This is a genomic window from Paenibacillus jepli (genome assembly GCF_047238105.1).
Taxonomy (GTDB): domain Bacteria; phylum Bacillota; class Bacilli; order Paenibacillales; family Paenibacillaceae; genus Paenibacillus_D.
This window is the reverse complement of sequence record NZ_JBDFMD010000001.1, coordinates 4,038,138-4,054,230: the sequence shown is the minus strand read 5'-3', so window position 1 is coordinate 4,054,230 and position 16,093 is coordinate 4,038,138. Positions and strand designations below refer to the sequence as shown.

General features: G+C 62.7%; 12 protein-coding genes. All 12 read right to left on the bottom strand.

Annotation, left to right across the window (positions count from 1 at the left end):
- Position 1: 1 nt before the first annotated feature.
- A complete protein-coding gene (locus ABC336_RS17660; RefSeq protein WP_413239894.1) occupies positions 2–1,396 on the bottom strand; it encodes a sugar phosphate nucleotidyltransferase in 1,395 nt (464 codons plus the stop codon).
- A gap of 808 nt (positions 1,397–2,204) precedes the next feature.
- Positions 2,205–3,494: a glycosyltransferase gene (locus ABC336_RS17655; RefSeq protein WP_413239893.1), complete on the bottom strand. Its 1,290-nt coding sequence runs from the start codon at positions 3,492–3,494 to the stop codon at positions 2,205–2,207.
- A 60-nt stretch (positions 3,495–3,554) separates the two neighbouring features.
- The gene (locus ABC336_RS17650; protein WP_413239892.1) at positions 3,555–4,556 is read right to left on the bottom strand and encodes a glycosyltransferase; all 1,002 of its coding nucleotides are present in this window, start codon (positions 4,554–4,556) and stop codon (positions 3,555–3,557) included.
- 360 nt (positions 4,557–4,916) lie between these two features.
- Positions 4,917–6,233 (bottom strand): oligosaccharide flippase family protein, encoded by a 1,317-nt coding sequence (locus ABC336_RS17645; protein WP_413239891.1) that lies wholly within the window; start codon positions 6,231–6,233, stop codon positions 4,917–4,919.
- Positions 6,234–6,251: 18 nt separating this feature from the next.
- Positions 6,252–7,622: a UDP-N-acetylglucosamine 1-carboxyvinyltransferase gene (locus tag ABC336_RS17640; protein WP_413239890.1), complete on the bottom strand. Its 1,371-nt coding sequence runs from the start codon at positions 7,620–7,622 to the stop codon at positions 6,252–6,254.
- Positions 7,623–7,677: 55 nt separating this feature from the next.
- Positions 7,678–8,559, bottom strand: coding sequence for a UDP-N-acetylmuramate dehydrogenase (gene murB, locus ABC336_RS17635; RefSeq protein WP_413239889.1), 882 nt, complete (start codon positions 8,557–8,559; stop codon positions 7,678–7,680).
- A 124-nt stretch (positions 8,560–8,683) separates the two neighbouring features.
- Positions 8,684–10,141, bottom strand: coding sequence for a glycosyltransferase family 4 protein (locus ABC336_RS17630; protein ID WP_413239888.1), 1,458 nt, complete (start codon positions 10,139–10,141; stop codon positions 8,684–8,686).
- Between the two features lie 75 nt (positions 10,142–10,216).
- Entirely contained in the window at positions 10,217–11,485 is a 1,269-nt protein-coding gene (locus ABC336_RS17625; RefSeq protein WP_413239887.1) for a glycosyltransferase family 4 protein, read from the bottom strand.
- A 4-nt stretch (positions 11,486–11,489) separates the two neighbouring features.
- On the bottom strand, positions 11,490–13,031 hold the full coding sequence (locus ABC336_RS17620; RefSeq protein WP_413239886.1) for a hypothetical protein: 1,542 nt from the start codon (positions 13,029–13,031) through the stop codon (positions 11,490–11,492).
- Complete coding sequence (locus tag ABC336_RS17615) at positions 13,013–14,233, bottom strand: glycosyltransferase family 4 protein (RefSeq protein WP_413239885.1); 1,221 nt, start codon at positions 14,231–14,233, stop codon at positions 13,013–13,015. The genes ABC336_RS17620 and ABC336_RS17615 overlap by 19 nt, the downstream gene beginning before the upstream one ends.
- 34 nt (positions 14,234–14,267) lie before the next feature.
- Positions 14,268–14,924: a sugar transferase gene (locus ABC336_RS17610; protein ID WP_413239884.1), complete on the bottom strand. Its 657-nt coding sequence runs from the start codon at positions 14,922–14,924 to the stop codon at positions 14,268–14,270.
- On the bottom strand, positions 14,921–15,832 hold the full coding sequence (galU, locus tag ABC336_RS17605) for a UTP--glucose-1-phosphate uridylyltransferase GalU (RefSeq protein WP_413239883.1): 912 nt from the start codon (positions 15,830–15,832) through the stop codon (positions 14,921–14,923). Before galU ends, ABC336_RS17610 begins: the two co-directional genes overlap by 4 nt.
- Between the last annotated feature and the right edge of the window lie 261 nt (positions 15,833–16,093).

Below are 16,093 nucleotides of genomic sequence, written 5' to 3'. Positions count from 1 at the left end.
GTCAGAACTGTATTATCGACGACCATTCGGTCCCCAGCCTTACGATATCCTCCTCCACCAGCCGGACGCCGCGCTGCACCTCGATGAGCTGCATATCGGTGTGTGCCTTCAGCGTGTGCGCCGCTCGCACCGGGATGATCGCGACGTCTCCCGCCTGCAGCTGCCGCGAAGCGCCGTCCAGGATCATCTCGCCGCGCCCGCTGATGACGGTCCAGACCTCGCTGCGATCCGTGTGAAAATGGTAGCTGAAGTGTCGTCCCGCCTCCAGACACACCCGCTTGGTCATCGCCGATGTGCCATCCGCATGCTGCACTTGATCGAGCACTAGATAGTGCCCCCAGCGGCGTTCCTCATACATCGGCCGCCTGTCGTCATGCTGCATGATCTCCTTGATCCGGGGGCTGGCCGCCTTGTCCGCGACCAGGATGCCGTCCGGGCTGGCGGCGACTACGACATTCGAGAGACCGAGCACCGCGATGGGGATGCCGAGTTCATTGAGTACATGCGTGTTGCGGCAATCCTCCGTCATCCGCCCTTCGCCGAGCAGCGGCGACGTCATCTCCTCTGTCAGCGTGTTCCAGGTTCCGAGATCCTTCCAATAGCCGTCGTAACGCAGCACCTCGATATGCGCAGCCTGCTCCACAACCTCATAGTCGAAGCTCGTCTTCTTCAGCCGCTCGTATTGCTGCTGCAAGCCGTCGTAGTGGATCGGCAGACCGCGGTCGATCAGCAGCTGGATCAGGTAGCCCAGCTTGAAAGCGAAGACGCCGCAATTCCACAACGCCCCGTCAGCGATCAGCGCTGCGGCTGCCGCCTCATCCGGCTTCTCCGTGAAGCGGCGGACCCGGCTGCTCGCGCAGGTGCCGGCCTCCGTTTCGGCTGGATTGCCGGCTGCGGCTGCGGGATCCGATTCCGGGACGATGTAGCCGTATTTGGCCGATGGATAGGTAGGCGTCACGCCCATCAGCGCCATGTCGCAGCCGCTGCGGGTGAGCACGTGCTCCAGCTCGGACACCCTGCGGAAGAAACTGTCTTCCACGTACGGATCCACTGGCAGCACCGCCACCGTCTCCTCCAGGCTCACGCCGACGATCGAGTACAGATAGACGGCCGACAGCGCGATCGCCGGAAATGTATCCCTTCGGCTCGGCTCGACGATCAACGGCACATCCGGCCCGACATGCGCCCGCAGCAGCTCCTCCTGGGCCTGCCCGGTGGCGATGTAGGCCGACTCGCGGACGCCGCTCTCGCCCAGCTGCCGCCAGACCCGCTCCACCATCGACTCCTTGCGCCCCTCCGGTCCCTCCAGCATGCGGAGGAACTGTTTGGAGCGCGCGTCATTGGACAGCGGCCACAGCCGTTTGCCCGAACCGCCTGACAACAATATCAGCTTCATCGCTCCCTCTCCCTCCTGTCACATGAACCTATACCGCTGGCGCGGGCAGATCGTCTGCGGATGCGCCCTGCATCGGCATTTTCGATCACTGCGCGAGTGGAGCGCGGTAAGCCCCACACCGTAACGCACTTTTCTTCCTCTACTGCAGCCAACTCAGCTCACTCGCTCGCTGTAACGCTCTTTTCTTCCCTTACAGCAACCAATTCAGCTCATTCGCTCGCTGTAACGCACTTTTCTTCCCTTACAGCAACCAACTCAGCTCATTCGCTCGCTGTAACGCACCTTTCTTCCCTTACAGCAACCAACTCAGCTCATTCGCTCGCTGTAACGCACTTTTCTTCCCTTACAGCAACCAACTCAGCCCATTCGCTCGCTGTAACGCACTTTTCTTCCCTTACAGCAACCAACTCAGCTCATTCGCTCGCTGTAGCGCACTTTTCTTCCCTTACAGCACACCAACCGCCTCTCTCGCTTGCTGTAACGCACTTTTCTTCCTCTACTGCAGCCAACTCAGCTCACTCGCTCGCTGCAACGCACCTTTCTTCCCTTACAGCACACCAACCGCCCCACTCGCTCGCTGTAACGCACTTTTCTTCCTCTACTGCAGCCAACTCAGCTCACTCGCTCGCTGCAACGCACTTTTCTTCCCTTACAGCTCACGAACCGCCTGATTCGCTCGCTGTAACGCACTTTTTTTCCCTTACAGCACACCAACCGCCTCACTCGCGCCCCTTCAGCGGCACTTTCTGCTGCTAGCTAGCATGGGCGGATAGCCCGCCAGCTCCTCAGCCGCAGGCGCTGCACGGCGCTACCCCTCAGCCTGCTGTAGCTTCCCGCGTGCGCGGACCTCGGAGCCGGCTTCCGGCTGAATCAGCAGCTGCAAGAAAATATCCTCCAGCCGCTCATTGAGCCGGTGGATATCGTAGCTCTGCTCGACGATCTCCCGGCCGTGCGCGCTCATCTCCGGCCACTGGTGCCGGTTATCCATCAGCAGCCGGAGCTTGTGCGCCAAACCGTCGGCATCCCGCTCCGGCACGAGGTAACCGCTGGCCCCGTCCTCGACCAGCTCGGGGATGCCGCTGTGCCAGGTCGAGACGATCGGCAGCCCGATCGCCATCGCCTCCATCAGCACGACCGGGATGCCCTCCTGGTCTCCATCGGCGGCTGTCACGCTGGGCGCCACCATCAGGTCCGAGCGTCGGAGGAGCTTCAGCACCTCCTGCTGATCCTTTGGACCGACCAGACGAATCTGCGCCCCCATCTCCAGCGACAGGACGAGCTGCTCCAACTCCCCGCGCAGCGGACCGTCGCCGATGATCGTGTACTCCACCGCCCGGCCTTCCGCCGCCAGAGCCGCCGCTGCTCGGATGGCGTAGGCGACGCCTTTTTTCTCCACCAGCCTGGCGATTGTCACCAGTCGCAGCGGCTCGTCCTCAGCCTGGGCAGGCGCCCGGTAAGCGAACCGCGACGAGTCGATGCCCATCCGGTGCACCATGATCCGCTCCTCCGGGCAGCCGAGCTTGATGAGCTGAGCACGCCACCGTTCGCTGATCGGCAGGAACAGGTCACCCTGGCGGAACAACTCCCGATAGACATGCTCGCCCCGCTCCTGGAGATAGGAGGTGATGTCCGCCCCGTGAAAAGTGGTGATCACTTGCCCCCGCAGCAGACCGATCTGGCGCAGCGCCGCGGCCAGCTTGCCTGTCGGCCCGAAATGACAGTAAATAATGTCGTACTCCCGCCGGTCCGCCTCCAGCAGCGACCACGCCGAGTAGAATAAATTGAGCGACCACGCCTCCCTCCCGTGCCGCCACCCGTTCAGCGACCGCAGCAGCGCCATCGGCGCCTTGTGCAGATTGCGGCCCAGCAACGGCAGCAGCTTGGCATAACGCGCCAGCTTGCCCGGCGGCATGCGCCGGTAGCGGCAGCGGGCATCCAGTCCATAAGCCGCGACATCGGGATGCCTCGTCTGCTCCCGCCTGGGGGCCGTGGCGTAGATGTCCACATCATGTCCGCGATCGAGCAAGCCAGTGATCTGATTCAGCACGAACGTCTCGGACAACGCCGGGAAATAATCGGCAAACACCGCGATCCTCATCCGCTCCACTCTCCTCTCTTGCTATCATCCCGTCCGGGTGCAGACCTCTCATTTGAACAACTACCGCGCCGTCTGCAGCCCCTGGCGACGCCGGGCCTTGACTGCCCGCAGCCGGCCGATCAGCCGCAGCGCCCGCTCCCGGCGGCCCGCCCGCCGGTCGATGAAGCCTAGCGCCGCTTGCAGCAGCCAGCCCTTGACCGTGTAATGCTCGGTTAGTCCGAGCCGCAGCAGCTTGCGTGCCTTGGTCAGATCGCGGTCCTGGATGACCGCAGCTTTGGCGAGCCCGTGCAGCAGACCGGTCAGCCGTTTCGACCGTTTGCGGAAGAACAGGCTGTGCGCTCCATATTGGTCGATGAGATCCCTGCCAGTCTCTACTCGCATCTCGATACACTGCCGACCCAGCTCGGCGAGGTACTGCTGCACCATCATCTTGTCGACGGAGGCGCTCACGCCGTCGGGCAAGGTATAACGGCGATAGAGCAGACGCTCCACACTGGCAAATTCGGTTACCAACGCCATCCGCAGCCACAGATCGTAGTCCTGGGTGAATTTGAAGATCTCCCGGTAACCGCCAGCCTGCTCATACACCGATCTGCGGAACATGACTTCGCCATGCGTATACACGTTGGCCCGCAACAGCTGTTGCAGGGCCGGCTCGCCCTTCTGCAGCTTGTGGTAGAGCGTCGTCTCGCCGGTGATCAGGTTGCGGTTCTCAACGATGCATCCGACGACGCCGATCTCCGGGCGCTCCCGCAGCAGGGCAGCCTGCTCTTCGATCCGCTCCGGATAGGAGATGTCGCCCGACCCGTGGATCGCGATCAGCTCGCCGGTGCTCTCGGCGACAGCCTTGATGATCGACCGGGTGAATCCCCGGTTGCTGTGGCTGATGACACGGATCCGCGGATCCGTCCACTGCTGCAGCCTCGCCAGCGTGTCGTCCGTTGAGCCGTCATCGACGATGATGATCTCCAGATCCTCATAGGTCTGGCTCACCAGACTCCGGATCGACTCATCCAGCTGGTCGCCGCGATTGTAATACACCGTCAGTACCGATACTTTCATAGCCGCCGGCCTCCTTCCGTTACTTTAAAATGGGTTGATTCCCGCTTGACTGCTCCGACATGCACAGCTGCTCATGGTGGCGGTGCAGGCGCCATCCAGGTGCATAATGTTCAGCTTGTTGAAAAAGCGCCGATGGGTACGGAATCGATTCTGGAGAAGCGTAGCGTTCGCCTTTGTTCCCGGATTTCCCCCCTTAAAAGGGGTCCAAAATTCAAGAAATCTGGGAACAACAGCGATCGGAAGAACGATCCGTTACCTTGAGGCTTTATTTTTCAACAGTCTGATAATGTTACTTGCCATCTCCCCTCGTGGCTCTGGGTCGGGACGGCTTGCAGGCCATCCACTCCGGCACGCCGCCCTCTACCCCGAAGGCGCCAGCCGGGCCCGCAGCTTGTCGAGCTTGGTGCGGATCTCCTGCAGATCGCCTGCCGTCGGCAGCAGCACCGATCGGAGCGTCACGCCTTCGCGGCGCACATACAGCCAGACGAACAGCAGACCTGACAGCCCATAGCTGACACTGGAGGCTACTGCCGAGCCGATCGCCCCGTAACCCGGGATGAGGAACAGGTTGAGCACGATGTTGACCACCAGCGCCAGCAGCGAGACGCGCAGCGAGAACAGCGGTGCGCCGCGGCCCGACAGATCGGCATGCAACAATTTGAAGATGACCATGATGATGATCCCCGGCAGCAGGTAGCGGATGATCGTCCCCGACCCGGCAAACGCCGCGCCATACATCAGGTCGATCATCACCGGCGCCATCAGCCAGAACAGTGCGCCGCACACCAGCAGCAGCGGGATGACCAGCCGGATCAGCTTGGCAGTGCGCGCGATAGCCGCTTCCGTCGTCCTGGAGCTGGCGCTCCGGGAGAACAGGATGAGACCGATCGCCGTCGGCACCTGCCAGATCAGCTCGGCGATGTTGGTGCCGACAGAGTAGAGACCGACATCGGTGACGGTCGTCATCTGCTCCAGGAAGACGATGTCGATACGGTAGTTGAGCTGGATGACGAACAGCGCCAGCGCGAAGGCAAAGCCTTTGCGAATCAGCATCTGCGGGATCGGCTGCACGACCCGTACCGAGAACCCGATCTCTCCTTTCAGCAAGCGGAAAGAATAGGCCAGAGTAACGAGCAGCAGCAGCAGCTGGGTGAGAGCTGCGCCGAACACGCCCAGGCCCAGCCAGCCGACCAGCAGCATCAGGATGGCGAAGTTGAACGCCGTTTTGACGATCTCGACCCGATTGATGCCGCCGATCCGCCCCCGCCCCTGCATGATGCCGCGCAGATACTGGATACCGAGATTGACCGGGATCGTCAGGATACAGACGCTGAGCAGCCACCAGCTATACTGGCCGCTGTACTGGAACAGGAAGAGGACCGTCACGATGCCGACACTGAGCAGCGAGGTCAGCAGCCAGAGAAACGTCAGCGATGACACGATGTCCCGTTGCTCGTAGGTGCGCTGGCCGATGAAAAACGCCGTCGCCTGCCGGATCCCGAGATCCGCGATCGTCACGACCAGCGTCGGGATGACCAGGATGGCTGTGATGATGCCTTTGCCCTCCGGCCCGAGCAGGCGCGCCATGACGACCGAGACGATGAACGCCCCGAACAGTACGACCACGCGCGTCCCCAGGGTGGTGGCGATCTGAAAAAGCATGCCTTTCTTATCCATGCCGACCCCCGCTGCCCGTTACTCGGATATGCGGTGGATCGTGGCGCCCAGCTGCGTGAAAATCTCCCGGAAGCTGTCGTAGCCCCGCTCCAGCTGGTACAGGTTCGTAATCCGGCTCGTCCCGTGCGCCGCCATCGCAGCTACGGCTACCGCTGCGCCGCCGCGAATATCCGTCGCCACCAGATCGGTGCCGTAGAGCTGCCCCGTGCCGGAGATGACCGCCGTCTGGCCCGGCGCCCCGTTGACGCAGGTGAAGCCGCCGTCCACCACCTTGATGTCCGCGCCAAGCTTGTTCAGCTCCTCGCAGTAAGCGAAGCGGCCGTCGAGGATCGTGTCCTTAAGCTCGGAGATGCCCATCGCATGCATCATCAGCACCGTATGCAGCGGCTGGATATCCGTGTGGAAGCCCGGATAAGCGGCCGTCTCCACATCGACCGGACGCAGCGGCCGCTCCCAGGCGACGCGGATGCCGTCCGCCAGCTCCTCGATCCGCAGTCCGGCCGCCCGCCAGGCCGCTGTCTCCGCTTCGAGCACCCGTGTCGATGCATTGCGGATGATCGCGTGGCCGCGAGTCGCGCCAACGGCTGAGATGATCGTCGCCGCGATGATGCGGTCGCTCATGACGGTGTGTTCGGCGGCCTGGAGCCGCTCCACGCCTTCGATGCGCAGCGTGCCCGGCTCGGTCCACTCGATGCGGGCGCCCATGCTGCGGAGCAGGTCGATGACGTCGAGCACCTCCGGGTTGCGGGCCGCATGCTTCAGCGTCACCGTCGATTGCGACTTGACGGCGGCGAACAGCACATTGAGCGTGCCGCCGAACGTCGGATATGAGAAGTCGACGACCGACTCGGCGAGCGGCTCGCTGGCTGCCAAGTGAAGCCCCAGCTCACTCTCCTCCATCCGGTAGCCCATCTGCTGCAGGGCCAGCAGATGCAGGTCGTGCTTGCGGTTGCCGATGCTGCAGCCGCCGGGCAGCGGCAGGAACAGCCCTTGCCGCCAGCTCGCCGAAGCGCCCAGCAGCAGCAGCGAGTGCCGGATCTTGCCGGCCAGCTCGGCGTTTAGCGTACCGCCGCGCCAGCTGCTGCCGCGACAGATCAGGTCGCTGCCCTCTTGTCTGACCTCAGCCCCCGAATCCTGCAGCAGCTGGATCAGCTTCTGTACATCATTGAGCCCGAGCGGTACGCCATGCAGCGTCACCTCCTCGTCGGCCAGACATGCGGCGACGATCGCCGGCAGCGCCGCGTTCTTGGCTCCGGGCAGCGTCACCTCGCCATGCAGCGCCTGACCGCCCTCGATGATCAGATGCGGCTCGTGCAGTCGCGGCCGTACCGCTTCCGCCGCTGTAGCGAGACGCGATGCGGCGCCTGTTGCAGATCTTGCTCTCTCCATCTTCTCTCCCCATTTCTATAGGTAATGACCAGTCAGTATGGCTTGCCGATATTCATCAAACGATCAGCACCTCCGGCTCCATCTCGATACCGAGCTTGCGCATCACCGTCTCCTGCATCAGATGCATGAGCCGCTTCACATCCTGTGCGGTGGCGGAGCCGATATTGATGATCCAATTGGCATGCACCGTGCTGATCTCGGCCCCTCCCACGCGGTGACCCTTCAGTCCGACTTCCTCGATCAGACGGCCGGGATGCGGCCCTGCCGGCGGGCTTTTGAACGTACTGCCGACCGTCGCCACATGCAGTGGAAACTTGCCCTTGCGGATATCCGCAGCCGCCCGGGTACGAGCCATCACTTGATCTGCGTCATCGCCCCGCTGCACACGAAACTCAGCCTGCAGGATCAGGGAGCGCGTGCCCAGCAGCGAGCTGGTACGGAAGCCGAGACCGAGCTCGGCGGCCGTCTTGCGCTGCAACGCGCCCTGCTCATCAAGGTAAGTGACGGCTACCAGCACGTCTGCTGTCTCCTTGCCGATACAGCCGGCATTCATGATGACGCCGCCGCCAACCGTGCCCGGGATGCCCGCCATGAACTCGAAGCCGGAGATGCCCTCACGGGCCATCGCCCAGGCCAACCGCGGCATCGGCACGCCCGCTTCCGCGATCAGTGCATCTCCCTCGACGCGCAGCCCCTTGAGCCGCCGCCCCAGGTGGATGACGGCGCCATCAAAGCCGTGGTCGTCCACCAGCAGATTGGAGCCGTTGCCGACCGCCAAGATCGGCAGTCCCCGCTCGCGGCACTGCGCATAGATCGGCTCCAGCGCTTCGGGACTCCGGGGCGCGATGTACCAGGCACACGGTCCGCCCACGCCCATCGTCGTAATATGCTTCAGCTCGTACTGCTCCTTCACTTCACAGTCCAGCTCGCTCCACATCCGCATCCCTCGCTCTTTTTACTAATAAGTCCTTGCTCCAAACCCGCCATCGAACGCGATTTTTCAACCTCGTTGCACCATTTCCGTCATCAAACCGCTCGGCTCCTGGATGTGCGCAGTACGCCTACTCCCGGGCACCGCTCCAAGCGACAGCTGGCGCGCCCGTTCCCGGGCTGTAAGCTCTCGCGGCGGTGCCGGAGAGCGCTGTCCCTTCCTCCGCCGGCACACTGACCGGTCTGGTGAGCGGCCGGCCGCCCTCATAAACCTGGATGAGCGCGTCCATCATCGCCTCCAGCGTAAAATACTGCTCATACAGCTCGCGGCTCCGCTTGCCATAATAGGCGATCAGCTCCGGATGCTCGATCAGCCGCGCCAGCCGCTCCGCTCCATCCTGGATATGCTGCGCCCCGAATAGCAGCCCGTTGTAGCGGGAGAGCACGACTTCATTGTTGCCGATGACATCCGTAGCGACGATCGGCAGCCCCAGGCTGAGCGCCTCAACGATCGAGTAAGGCAAGCCTTCGTACAATGAGGTGATCAGGTAGATGTCGAACGCCCGGATCAGCTCCATCACATTGCTGCGGAAGCCGACCAGCCGGATCCGCTCCTCCAGCCCTTCCTGCCGGATCTGCTCATCGATCATTTCCTTGAAAATGCCATCGCCGATGTAGACGAAGTCAACGTGGTCGTATCGTGTCACAATTTCCCGGGCAATACGGAAAAATGTCCATGGATCCTTCTGCTCATCGAGTCTGGCCGAGGTCCCGATCGTCAGCCGTCCGCCGGCACGCAGCCTCACTGCGCGCTCCGCCGCCGCAAAGCTGATCACATTGTCCGCCGCTTTGCCGGCTTCAGAACGAACACCAGCTGTCGATCCGTGCCGCATCTCGGCAGCCGCCTCATCATTGCCGTCCGCAGTTCCCGCTGCGACCTCATCGCCTGCCAGCAGCTGCTGCCAGGCGCTCGTATAGAGAGCGGCATCCGTGGCCTTGCGCTTGGGCCCAGTGGCGCCCGTCGCTTGCTCCGGCGGCTGGATGCCGTTGTAGATCAGCACGGAACGCTCCTCCTGCAGCACCCCCTCGTCCACTGCCGCCTGGCGTTCTCCTGCGGAGACGTTGATCGTCAGCGTGGTGATGCGGCCGAGCAGCCGTTCCATGACCGTGTACATCTTTCTCTTGCGGTCCTTCAGTCCGACATTCTGAAACATGTAGGCATGCGGTGTGTACAGGATCATCCGGATCCCGCACCATCTCGCTGCCAGCCGTCCGATGCCGCCGGCCTTGGAGCTGTGGCAATGGACGATGTCCGGCCGCAGCTCGCGGATCAGCCGTACCGTCCGGCGCAGCGCTATCCAATCCTGTCTGGGAGATAACTCCCGTACAAGCGCGTTGAGCGGATAGAGGCCGATCCCCATGTCGCGCAGCAACTGGAGCTGGCTGGTGAACAGCTCGTCCGCCCGCAGGTCGCTATAGAGCAGCGACACCCGGTACTTGCTCAGATCCAGATGGAGCAGGATATCCAGCACATGCTTGCGGACCCCGCCGCCCATCGCTTCGCAGATCAACAATATATGCTTTCTCATGGAGCGCTTCATCTCCATCCTATGGATTTGATCATTTGCCTGTCGCTTATCACTTGCCTCGCATTCCGTCTAATCTCACCCCGACTGCACGATCTCCGAGAACAGGCCGCCGGAGAAAGACCGCCACCGGTAACCAGCCGAGTGCGCCAGTCCCCGCTCCCGCATCGAGCTGCGCAGTCCCTCGTCGCCCATCACCTGGCTGATCTTCGCAGCCAGATCTGTATGCCGGTGCGGATCGCAGTAGATGGCGTGGGGGCCGCAGACCTCGGGCAGCGAAGCCGCCTGCGAGACGATGACCGGACAGCCGCAGGACATCGCCTCGATCGGCGGCAGGCCGAACCCTTCGTAGAAGGAAGGGTAGATAAAGCAGCCCGCATGCTCGTACAGCGCTTTGAGCTCGCTGTCGCTCACATAGCCGAGCAGCTTGACCCGGCTGCCCCCCGCCTGCGACGCGGGCCCGCCGGTCGCCTCTGCCGTAGCGGGATAGTCCACAGCTCCCGCTTGCTGGTCCGCCCTGACATGGACCGCGCCCGCCTGCACCGCGCCTTGCCTGCCAGAAGCATCAACCCTGGCTGTAGACTGCTTTATCTCATCCCGCGCAGCTTCGTCTGCCGGATCCCCGTCTACCTCGGCTTGTCCGAACACCTGGCTGTTGGCTCCGCCGACGATGACACAGTCGTAAGAGGTGTCGCCCAGATGGCGGATCGCCCTCACGATCGCGTCGAAATTCTTGTTGGGGCTGCGGCTGCTCACCGCCAGGACATAGTTGCCCGGCTTCAGGCCATGTCTCTCCAGGATGGCCGCGTCGGCCACCGTCTTCGCCATATGGTCCACGCCGAGGTGGTGCACGGCGATCTTGCCTTCGCCGATGCCGCAATAGCGCTGGATCTCCGACTTGGAGAAATGCGAGACGGTGATTACCTTGCGCGAGGCGACCCGGAATCCGGTGAACAGCAGCCGGTACCAGCTGCGGAACAGCAGCGAGAAGTTCTCTCGGTTGGCAAAGATGGCGGCGTCGTGGATCGTCACGATCTGCCGGCGCTTGGCCAGCGGGGCCGGGCCGCACAGATTGACCAGCAGCCGGCCCCGCGTGTGGGCGGGCAGCTCGAGTTGCTCCCACAGATGACCGTGCAAGCGGCCCTTCTCCACGATCCGGATATGCTGCAGCGCCGTCTCCTGCCGATCGCCGGGCGGCACCAGCATCGTGAAGCGATAGTGATGTCTGTCGATCTCGCCGCTCTCCAGCATCTCGTCGAGCATCCGCACAGCCTCCATCGCCACCCGCTGCACGCCCGTGACCGATTGGGTCAGGAAGCGTCCGTTGATCATAATCTCCTGCTGCATCTCCTCATCCACCTCTTTGAAAGTTTTCCGAAGAAAAACTAGCTTCGGAAGCATGTGCTTTTCCTTGCATCTCATCCGGTCCCAACAGGCAGCCGCCGATCGCCAGCCAGAGGAACACATTGTACGGGAACAGCTCCAGTACGTTGGTGGTCAGTCCGGCGAACAACCCGCCGGCGATCAGCGCGATCGCCAGCTCCGTGCGGCGGACCTGCACCCGCTGAGCGATAGCTGGGCCGGATGCCGGTGCCTGTGGCATAGCGATACTCGGCCCGACTGCTCCTGTGTGCAGCTTGCTCTTGATCTCGCGTCCGGCTGCTCCTGTGTGCAGCTTGCTCTTGGTCTCGCGTCCGGCTGCCCCTGTGCGCGGCCTGGTCTGGATCTCGCGTCCAGCCAGCCCCGCCGGCTCCGCTGCGCTGTCCGCTTTCCGCAGATTGGCCAGCAGCCGCGCCATCAACAGCACCGTCAGCAGCGTCATGAGCAGTACCCCGGCCACGCCGATCTGCTCATAGAGCGCCAGGTATTGGTTGTCCACCGCATAGCTGCCGCTGTCCCTGCCGAGCGCGACCGTCCGCTTGCTGGCGGCGCCGACCGCGCCCAGGCCGAAGCCCATCATGCCGAACAGGCTGAGCGGCGAGACGAGATAGTCTCCCCAATGTCCGAACCGGTCAAGCGTCGACCCGACGGCCAGCAGATCCCGCTCCTGCAGCAGCAGCAGCAGACCGGTGCCGAGCGTCGGTCCGGCCAGCAGCAGCAGCGCCAGCCATAGCAGACCGCCCTGCCCGGCGCCCCGCAGCTTGAGCAGGAACAGGCAGAGCTGGCTGACCAGCCACAGCACCAGCGCCGAGCGGATCGTCGAGAGCATCAGGAAGATGCCGGTCGTCAGCTTCACCGCCAGGCGCAGCCAGGGCCGGCGCGCCAGCAGCTGCGAGCGTTCGAGCAGCAGACCTGCGATCGCCAGCAGATAGGCATAGTTGTCCGGGCTGAAGGCGATGGACGAGAGCCGCGGCATCCCGTCAGCGAAGTGCTTGATGTTGACGCCGTAGACGAATCCCATCGCCATCAGCCGCTCCATCCCGATCAGATACTGCGCCAGCCAGCCGCCGATCGCCGCCAGGAACACGGTCAGATAGACCTTGTCCAGGGCGCCCCGCTGCAGCTGCGGTGCGATGTACATGCCCAGGAAGAGCAGCAGCAGCGGCAGGATCGTGATCTTGACGCCGTACACCCAGGCGACGACATCGATGCCTGTCAGGACGCCGAATGCGCCGACGACGACCATCCCGCCGATCAGCGCCAGCAGCGAGGAGCCCAGCGCCGAGTGCGTGCGGATGACGTGCAGGATGCTGACGCCCGCGAACAGCAGCATGAGCACATCCTTGATCGAGCGCACGAGCAGATTGTCGACGAAGACAGACATCAGGCCGTAGACGGAGACGAACAGCAAGAGCAGCCACGTCGTGCGGCCGATCAGCGTCCCCGGACCGGTTGGCCTTGCCAGTGGTAGCTGTCGCTGCGCAGCTGCCAGGCTTACAGCGCTTGTCGCCATGCCGCCGCTCCTTCCGCCGGGTACAGGATACGCCCGTAGAGCTCATCATGATGGGCCAGCAGCCGGTCCGTGCTGTAGCGTCTGCTGTGGGCATGACATGCCGCGCTGAGACGGCCGCGCGCTTCGGCTGAGAGTGTGCGGTAGCTGCGCAGCTTGTCGGCGATCGCCTTCGCGCTCCCCGGGTCAAAGGCGCAGCATTCGGGATCCTGCAGCACCTCCGGGATGCCGCCGACCCGCGAACCCAGCACCGGGGTGCCGACCTGATACGACTCGATGATGACGCGTCCGAACGGCTCCTCCCATACAGAAGGCACTACCGTCACATCTACTTCGCTCATCCGCCGCATCGTCTCCGCTCGCGTCAGCTTGCCCGTGCAGACGATGCGCGCATCGCCTTCCGCCAGCTTGCGGATCGCAGCCAGCTCCGGCCCTTCCCCGCAGATGGTGAGGCTCGATACAGCCTCGGGCGGCAGCGTCCGGACGGCTTCTACCAGATGGCGGACACCCTTGATCTCCTGGATCTGGCCAAAATAACCGACAGCGAGCGGTCCGTCCGGGATCGTCCGCTCCAGATACAGCTGCTCGGCGTGGACACTGGCGGTTACCGCGTTGGGGATCACGCCGGCAGACGCTGCGCCGAAAAAACCGCGCTTGCGATGCTCGGACAACACATGGTCCGAGATGCCGACGACCGCTGAGACAGCCGTGCTCATCCGGCGTGCCGCCTGGTGGTACAGCATCGAGTAGCTGCGGAATGGGATCGGATCGAACAGCGCATAATCGCGCAGCGTATGGACGATCGGCACCCCGCTCCGGCGGGCCGCCTGCCAGACGGACAGGCTGAGTCCGGCCAGATTCTGGGTATGGATGATGTCCGGCCGGATCTGTTCGAGGATCTGCTGGACGCTCCTGCCTTGGCGGGCGTTGTAGACATCCCGGATCCGCCAGGCGATTTTCTCCATCGTGCTCTTGTGCTTACGGGTATCGCCGAACCAGTAGAAGTTGTGATGCGGCAGCCGGAGGATGCGGACACCCCCATGCGACTCTTCCACCGTCTCCCTCTCCTGCGGGCCGACCGTGACGACCGTCACCTCGTAACTGCGGCTCAAGGTCTCCGCCAGGATCTGCGTTGACACCTCCGCTCCGCCGATGATGTGCGGCGGATAAAGGCTGTGGGCGATCACGACAGATGGTCTGGGCATGTGCGCTCCCTCCCTCAAAGAATGTAGTTGATGCTCAATACGCGTCTTTGGAACCGAGCAGCATGCCGGCCGTCTTGACGATGACCGACAGATCGAAGCGGATGCTCCGCTGCCTTATATATCTCAGGTCCAGCTCGACCATCTCCTGGAAGCTCAGCTCGTTGCGGCCGCTGATCTGCCACAGGCCGGTGCAGCCCGGTGTGACGAGCAGCCGCTGTTTCTCATAGTAGGTGTACTGCTCGACCTCGCGCGGCAGCGGCGGCCGGGGGCCGACGAGACTCATCTCGCCCCGCAGCACATTGAGGAACTGCGGGATCTCATCGAGACTCGTACGCCGGATGAAGCGGCCGATCCGGGTCACCCGCGGATCCTCCTTCATCTTGAACATCGCGCCTTCGATCTCGTTGCTCGCCAGCAGTGCCTCCAACCTCGCCTCAGCGTCGCAGACCATCGAGCGGAACTTGTACATCCGGAACGGCTTGCCGTTCTTGCCGATGCGGATCTGACTGAACAGCACCGGCCCGCGCCGGTCCTCCAGCTTGATCGCCAGCGCGATCAAGAGGAGCAGCGGGGAGAGGACCAGCAGCCCGAAGGCCGCTCCCCCGATATCGATGATCCGCTTGACGATCAGATAGCCGGTCTGCTCACGGTGGAGCGCTCCGGTGTGCAGCGCTTCTTTGGGGTTGATCATACGGCGCTCCCCCTGACTGTCGTCAGATCCGCCAGCCGCTCCTTGCTCATCAGCCCTTCGAGCTGATCCAGCAGCGGTGCGCGCAGATCCGGACTTCGCAGGGCAAAGTCGATGGAGGTCAGGATGAAGCCGAGCTTCTCGCCGACGTCGTACCGCACGCCCTCGAAGTCATAGGCGCAGACCCCCTGCGCCAGATTGAGCTTCTGGATCGCATCGGTCAGCTGGATCTCGCCGCCGGCGCCGATCTCCTGCTCCTCCAGATAATCGAAGATCTCCGGCGTCAGCACATAGCGCCCCATGATCGCCAGATTGGACGGGGCTTCGCCGAGCGGCGGCTTCTCCACGAAGCGGCTGACTTCATAGAGTCTGCCATGACTCCGTATCGGATCGACGATGCCGTAGCGGTTGGTCTGATCGTCGCCCACCGTCTGCACGCCGATCACCGATTTTTGCGTCAGCTCGTATTGCTCAGCCAACTGGCGGATGCAGGGCTTGTCCGCCTGCACGATATCGTCGCCCAGCAGGACAGCGAAAGGTTCATTACCAATGAACTTGCGGGCGCACCAGACAGCATGTCCGAGGCCTTTGGCTTCTTTTTGGCGGATATAGTGGAGGTCGACGTTGGAGGTGGCGCGCACTTCGTCGAGGAGACCGAACTTGCCTTTGCCGAAGAGGTTGTGTTCCAGCTCGAATGCGTGGTCGAAATGATCTTCGATGGCTCGCTTGCCTTTGCCGGTGACGATAATGATGTCTTCGATTCCTGAGGCGATCGCCTCTTCGACGATGTACTGGATGGTCGGCTTGTCCACAATCGGCAGCATTTCCTTTGGCATCGCCTTGGTGGCCGGCAGAAACCGCGTCCCTAATCCGGCAGCAGGAATAATCGCCTTCGTTACTTTTTTCGTCATCTCTCATCACCCTATCCCTTACTTATATTTGGTATAAATGCCAGGTATGGACTTTTGCACCAAAGCAGAAGTTCAAAAAGGCCGCTTGGCAAATTAACGGCCTTTTCGAACAACAGCACAAAAACCCATAGCTCGTATTTGTACTGATGGGCATCAAACCCAACCTCACACCACACCCTTGACGATGAACGTCTAAGGCTCCGCCTGGGAACCCACAGCGTGACCGAGTGCCTCCAGTGATATAGGTGCAGGAGACATTAC

Coding starts and splice junctions, on each gene's coding strand:
- ABC336_RS17660 (WP_413239894.1), bottom strand. CDS start 1,396: ATGAAGCTGATATTGTTGTCAGGCGGTTCGGGCAAACGGCTGTGGCCG.
- ABC336_RS17655 (WP_413239893.1), bottom strand. CDS start 3,494: ATGAGGATCGCGGTGTTTGCCGATTATTTCCCGGCGTTGTCCGAGACG.
- ABC336_RS17650 (WP_413239892.1), bottom strand. CDS start 4,556: ATGAAAGTATCGGTACTGACGGTGTATTACAATCGCGGCGACCAGCTG.
- ABC336_RS17645 (WP_413239891.1), bottom strand. CDS start 6,233: ATGGATAAGAAAGGCATGCTTTTTCAGATCGCCACCACCCTGGGGACG.
- ABC336_RS17640 (WP_413239890.1), bottom strand. CDS start 7,622: ATGGAGAGAGCAAGATCTGCAACAGGCGCCGCATCGCGTCTCGCTACA.
- murB (WP_413239889.1), bottom strand. CDS start 8,559: ATGTGGAGCGAGCTGGACTGTGAAGTGAAGGAGCAGTACGAGCTGAAG.
- ABC336_RS17630 (WP_413239888.1), bottom strand. CDS start 10,141: ATGAGAAAGCATATATTGTTGATCTGCGAAGCGATGGGCGGCGGGGTC.
- ABC336_RS17625 (WP_413239887.1), bottom strand. CDS start 11,485: ATGCAGCAGGAGATTATGATCAACGGACGCTTCCTGACCCAATCGGTC.
- ABC336_RS17620 (WP_413239886.1), bottom strand. CDS start 13,031: ATGGCGACAAGCGCTGTAAGCCTGGCAGCTGCGCAGCGACAGCTACCA.
- ABC336_RS17615 (WP_413239885.1), bottom strand. CDS start 14,233: ATGCCCAGACCATCTGTCGTGATCGCCCACAGCCTTTATCCGCCGCAC.
- ABC336_RS17610 (WP_413239884.1), bottom strand. CDS start 14,924: ATGATCAACCCCAAAGAAGCGCTGCACACCGGAGCGCTCCACCGTGAG.
- galU (WP_413239883.1), bottom strand. CDS start 15,832: ATGACGAAAAAAGTAACGAAGGCGATTATTCCTGCTGCCGGATTAGGG.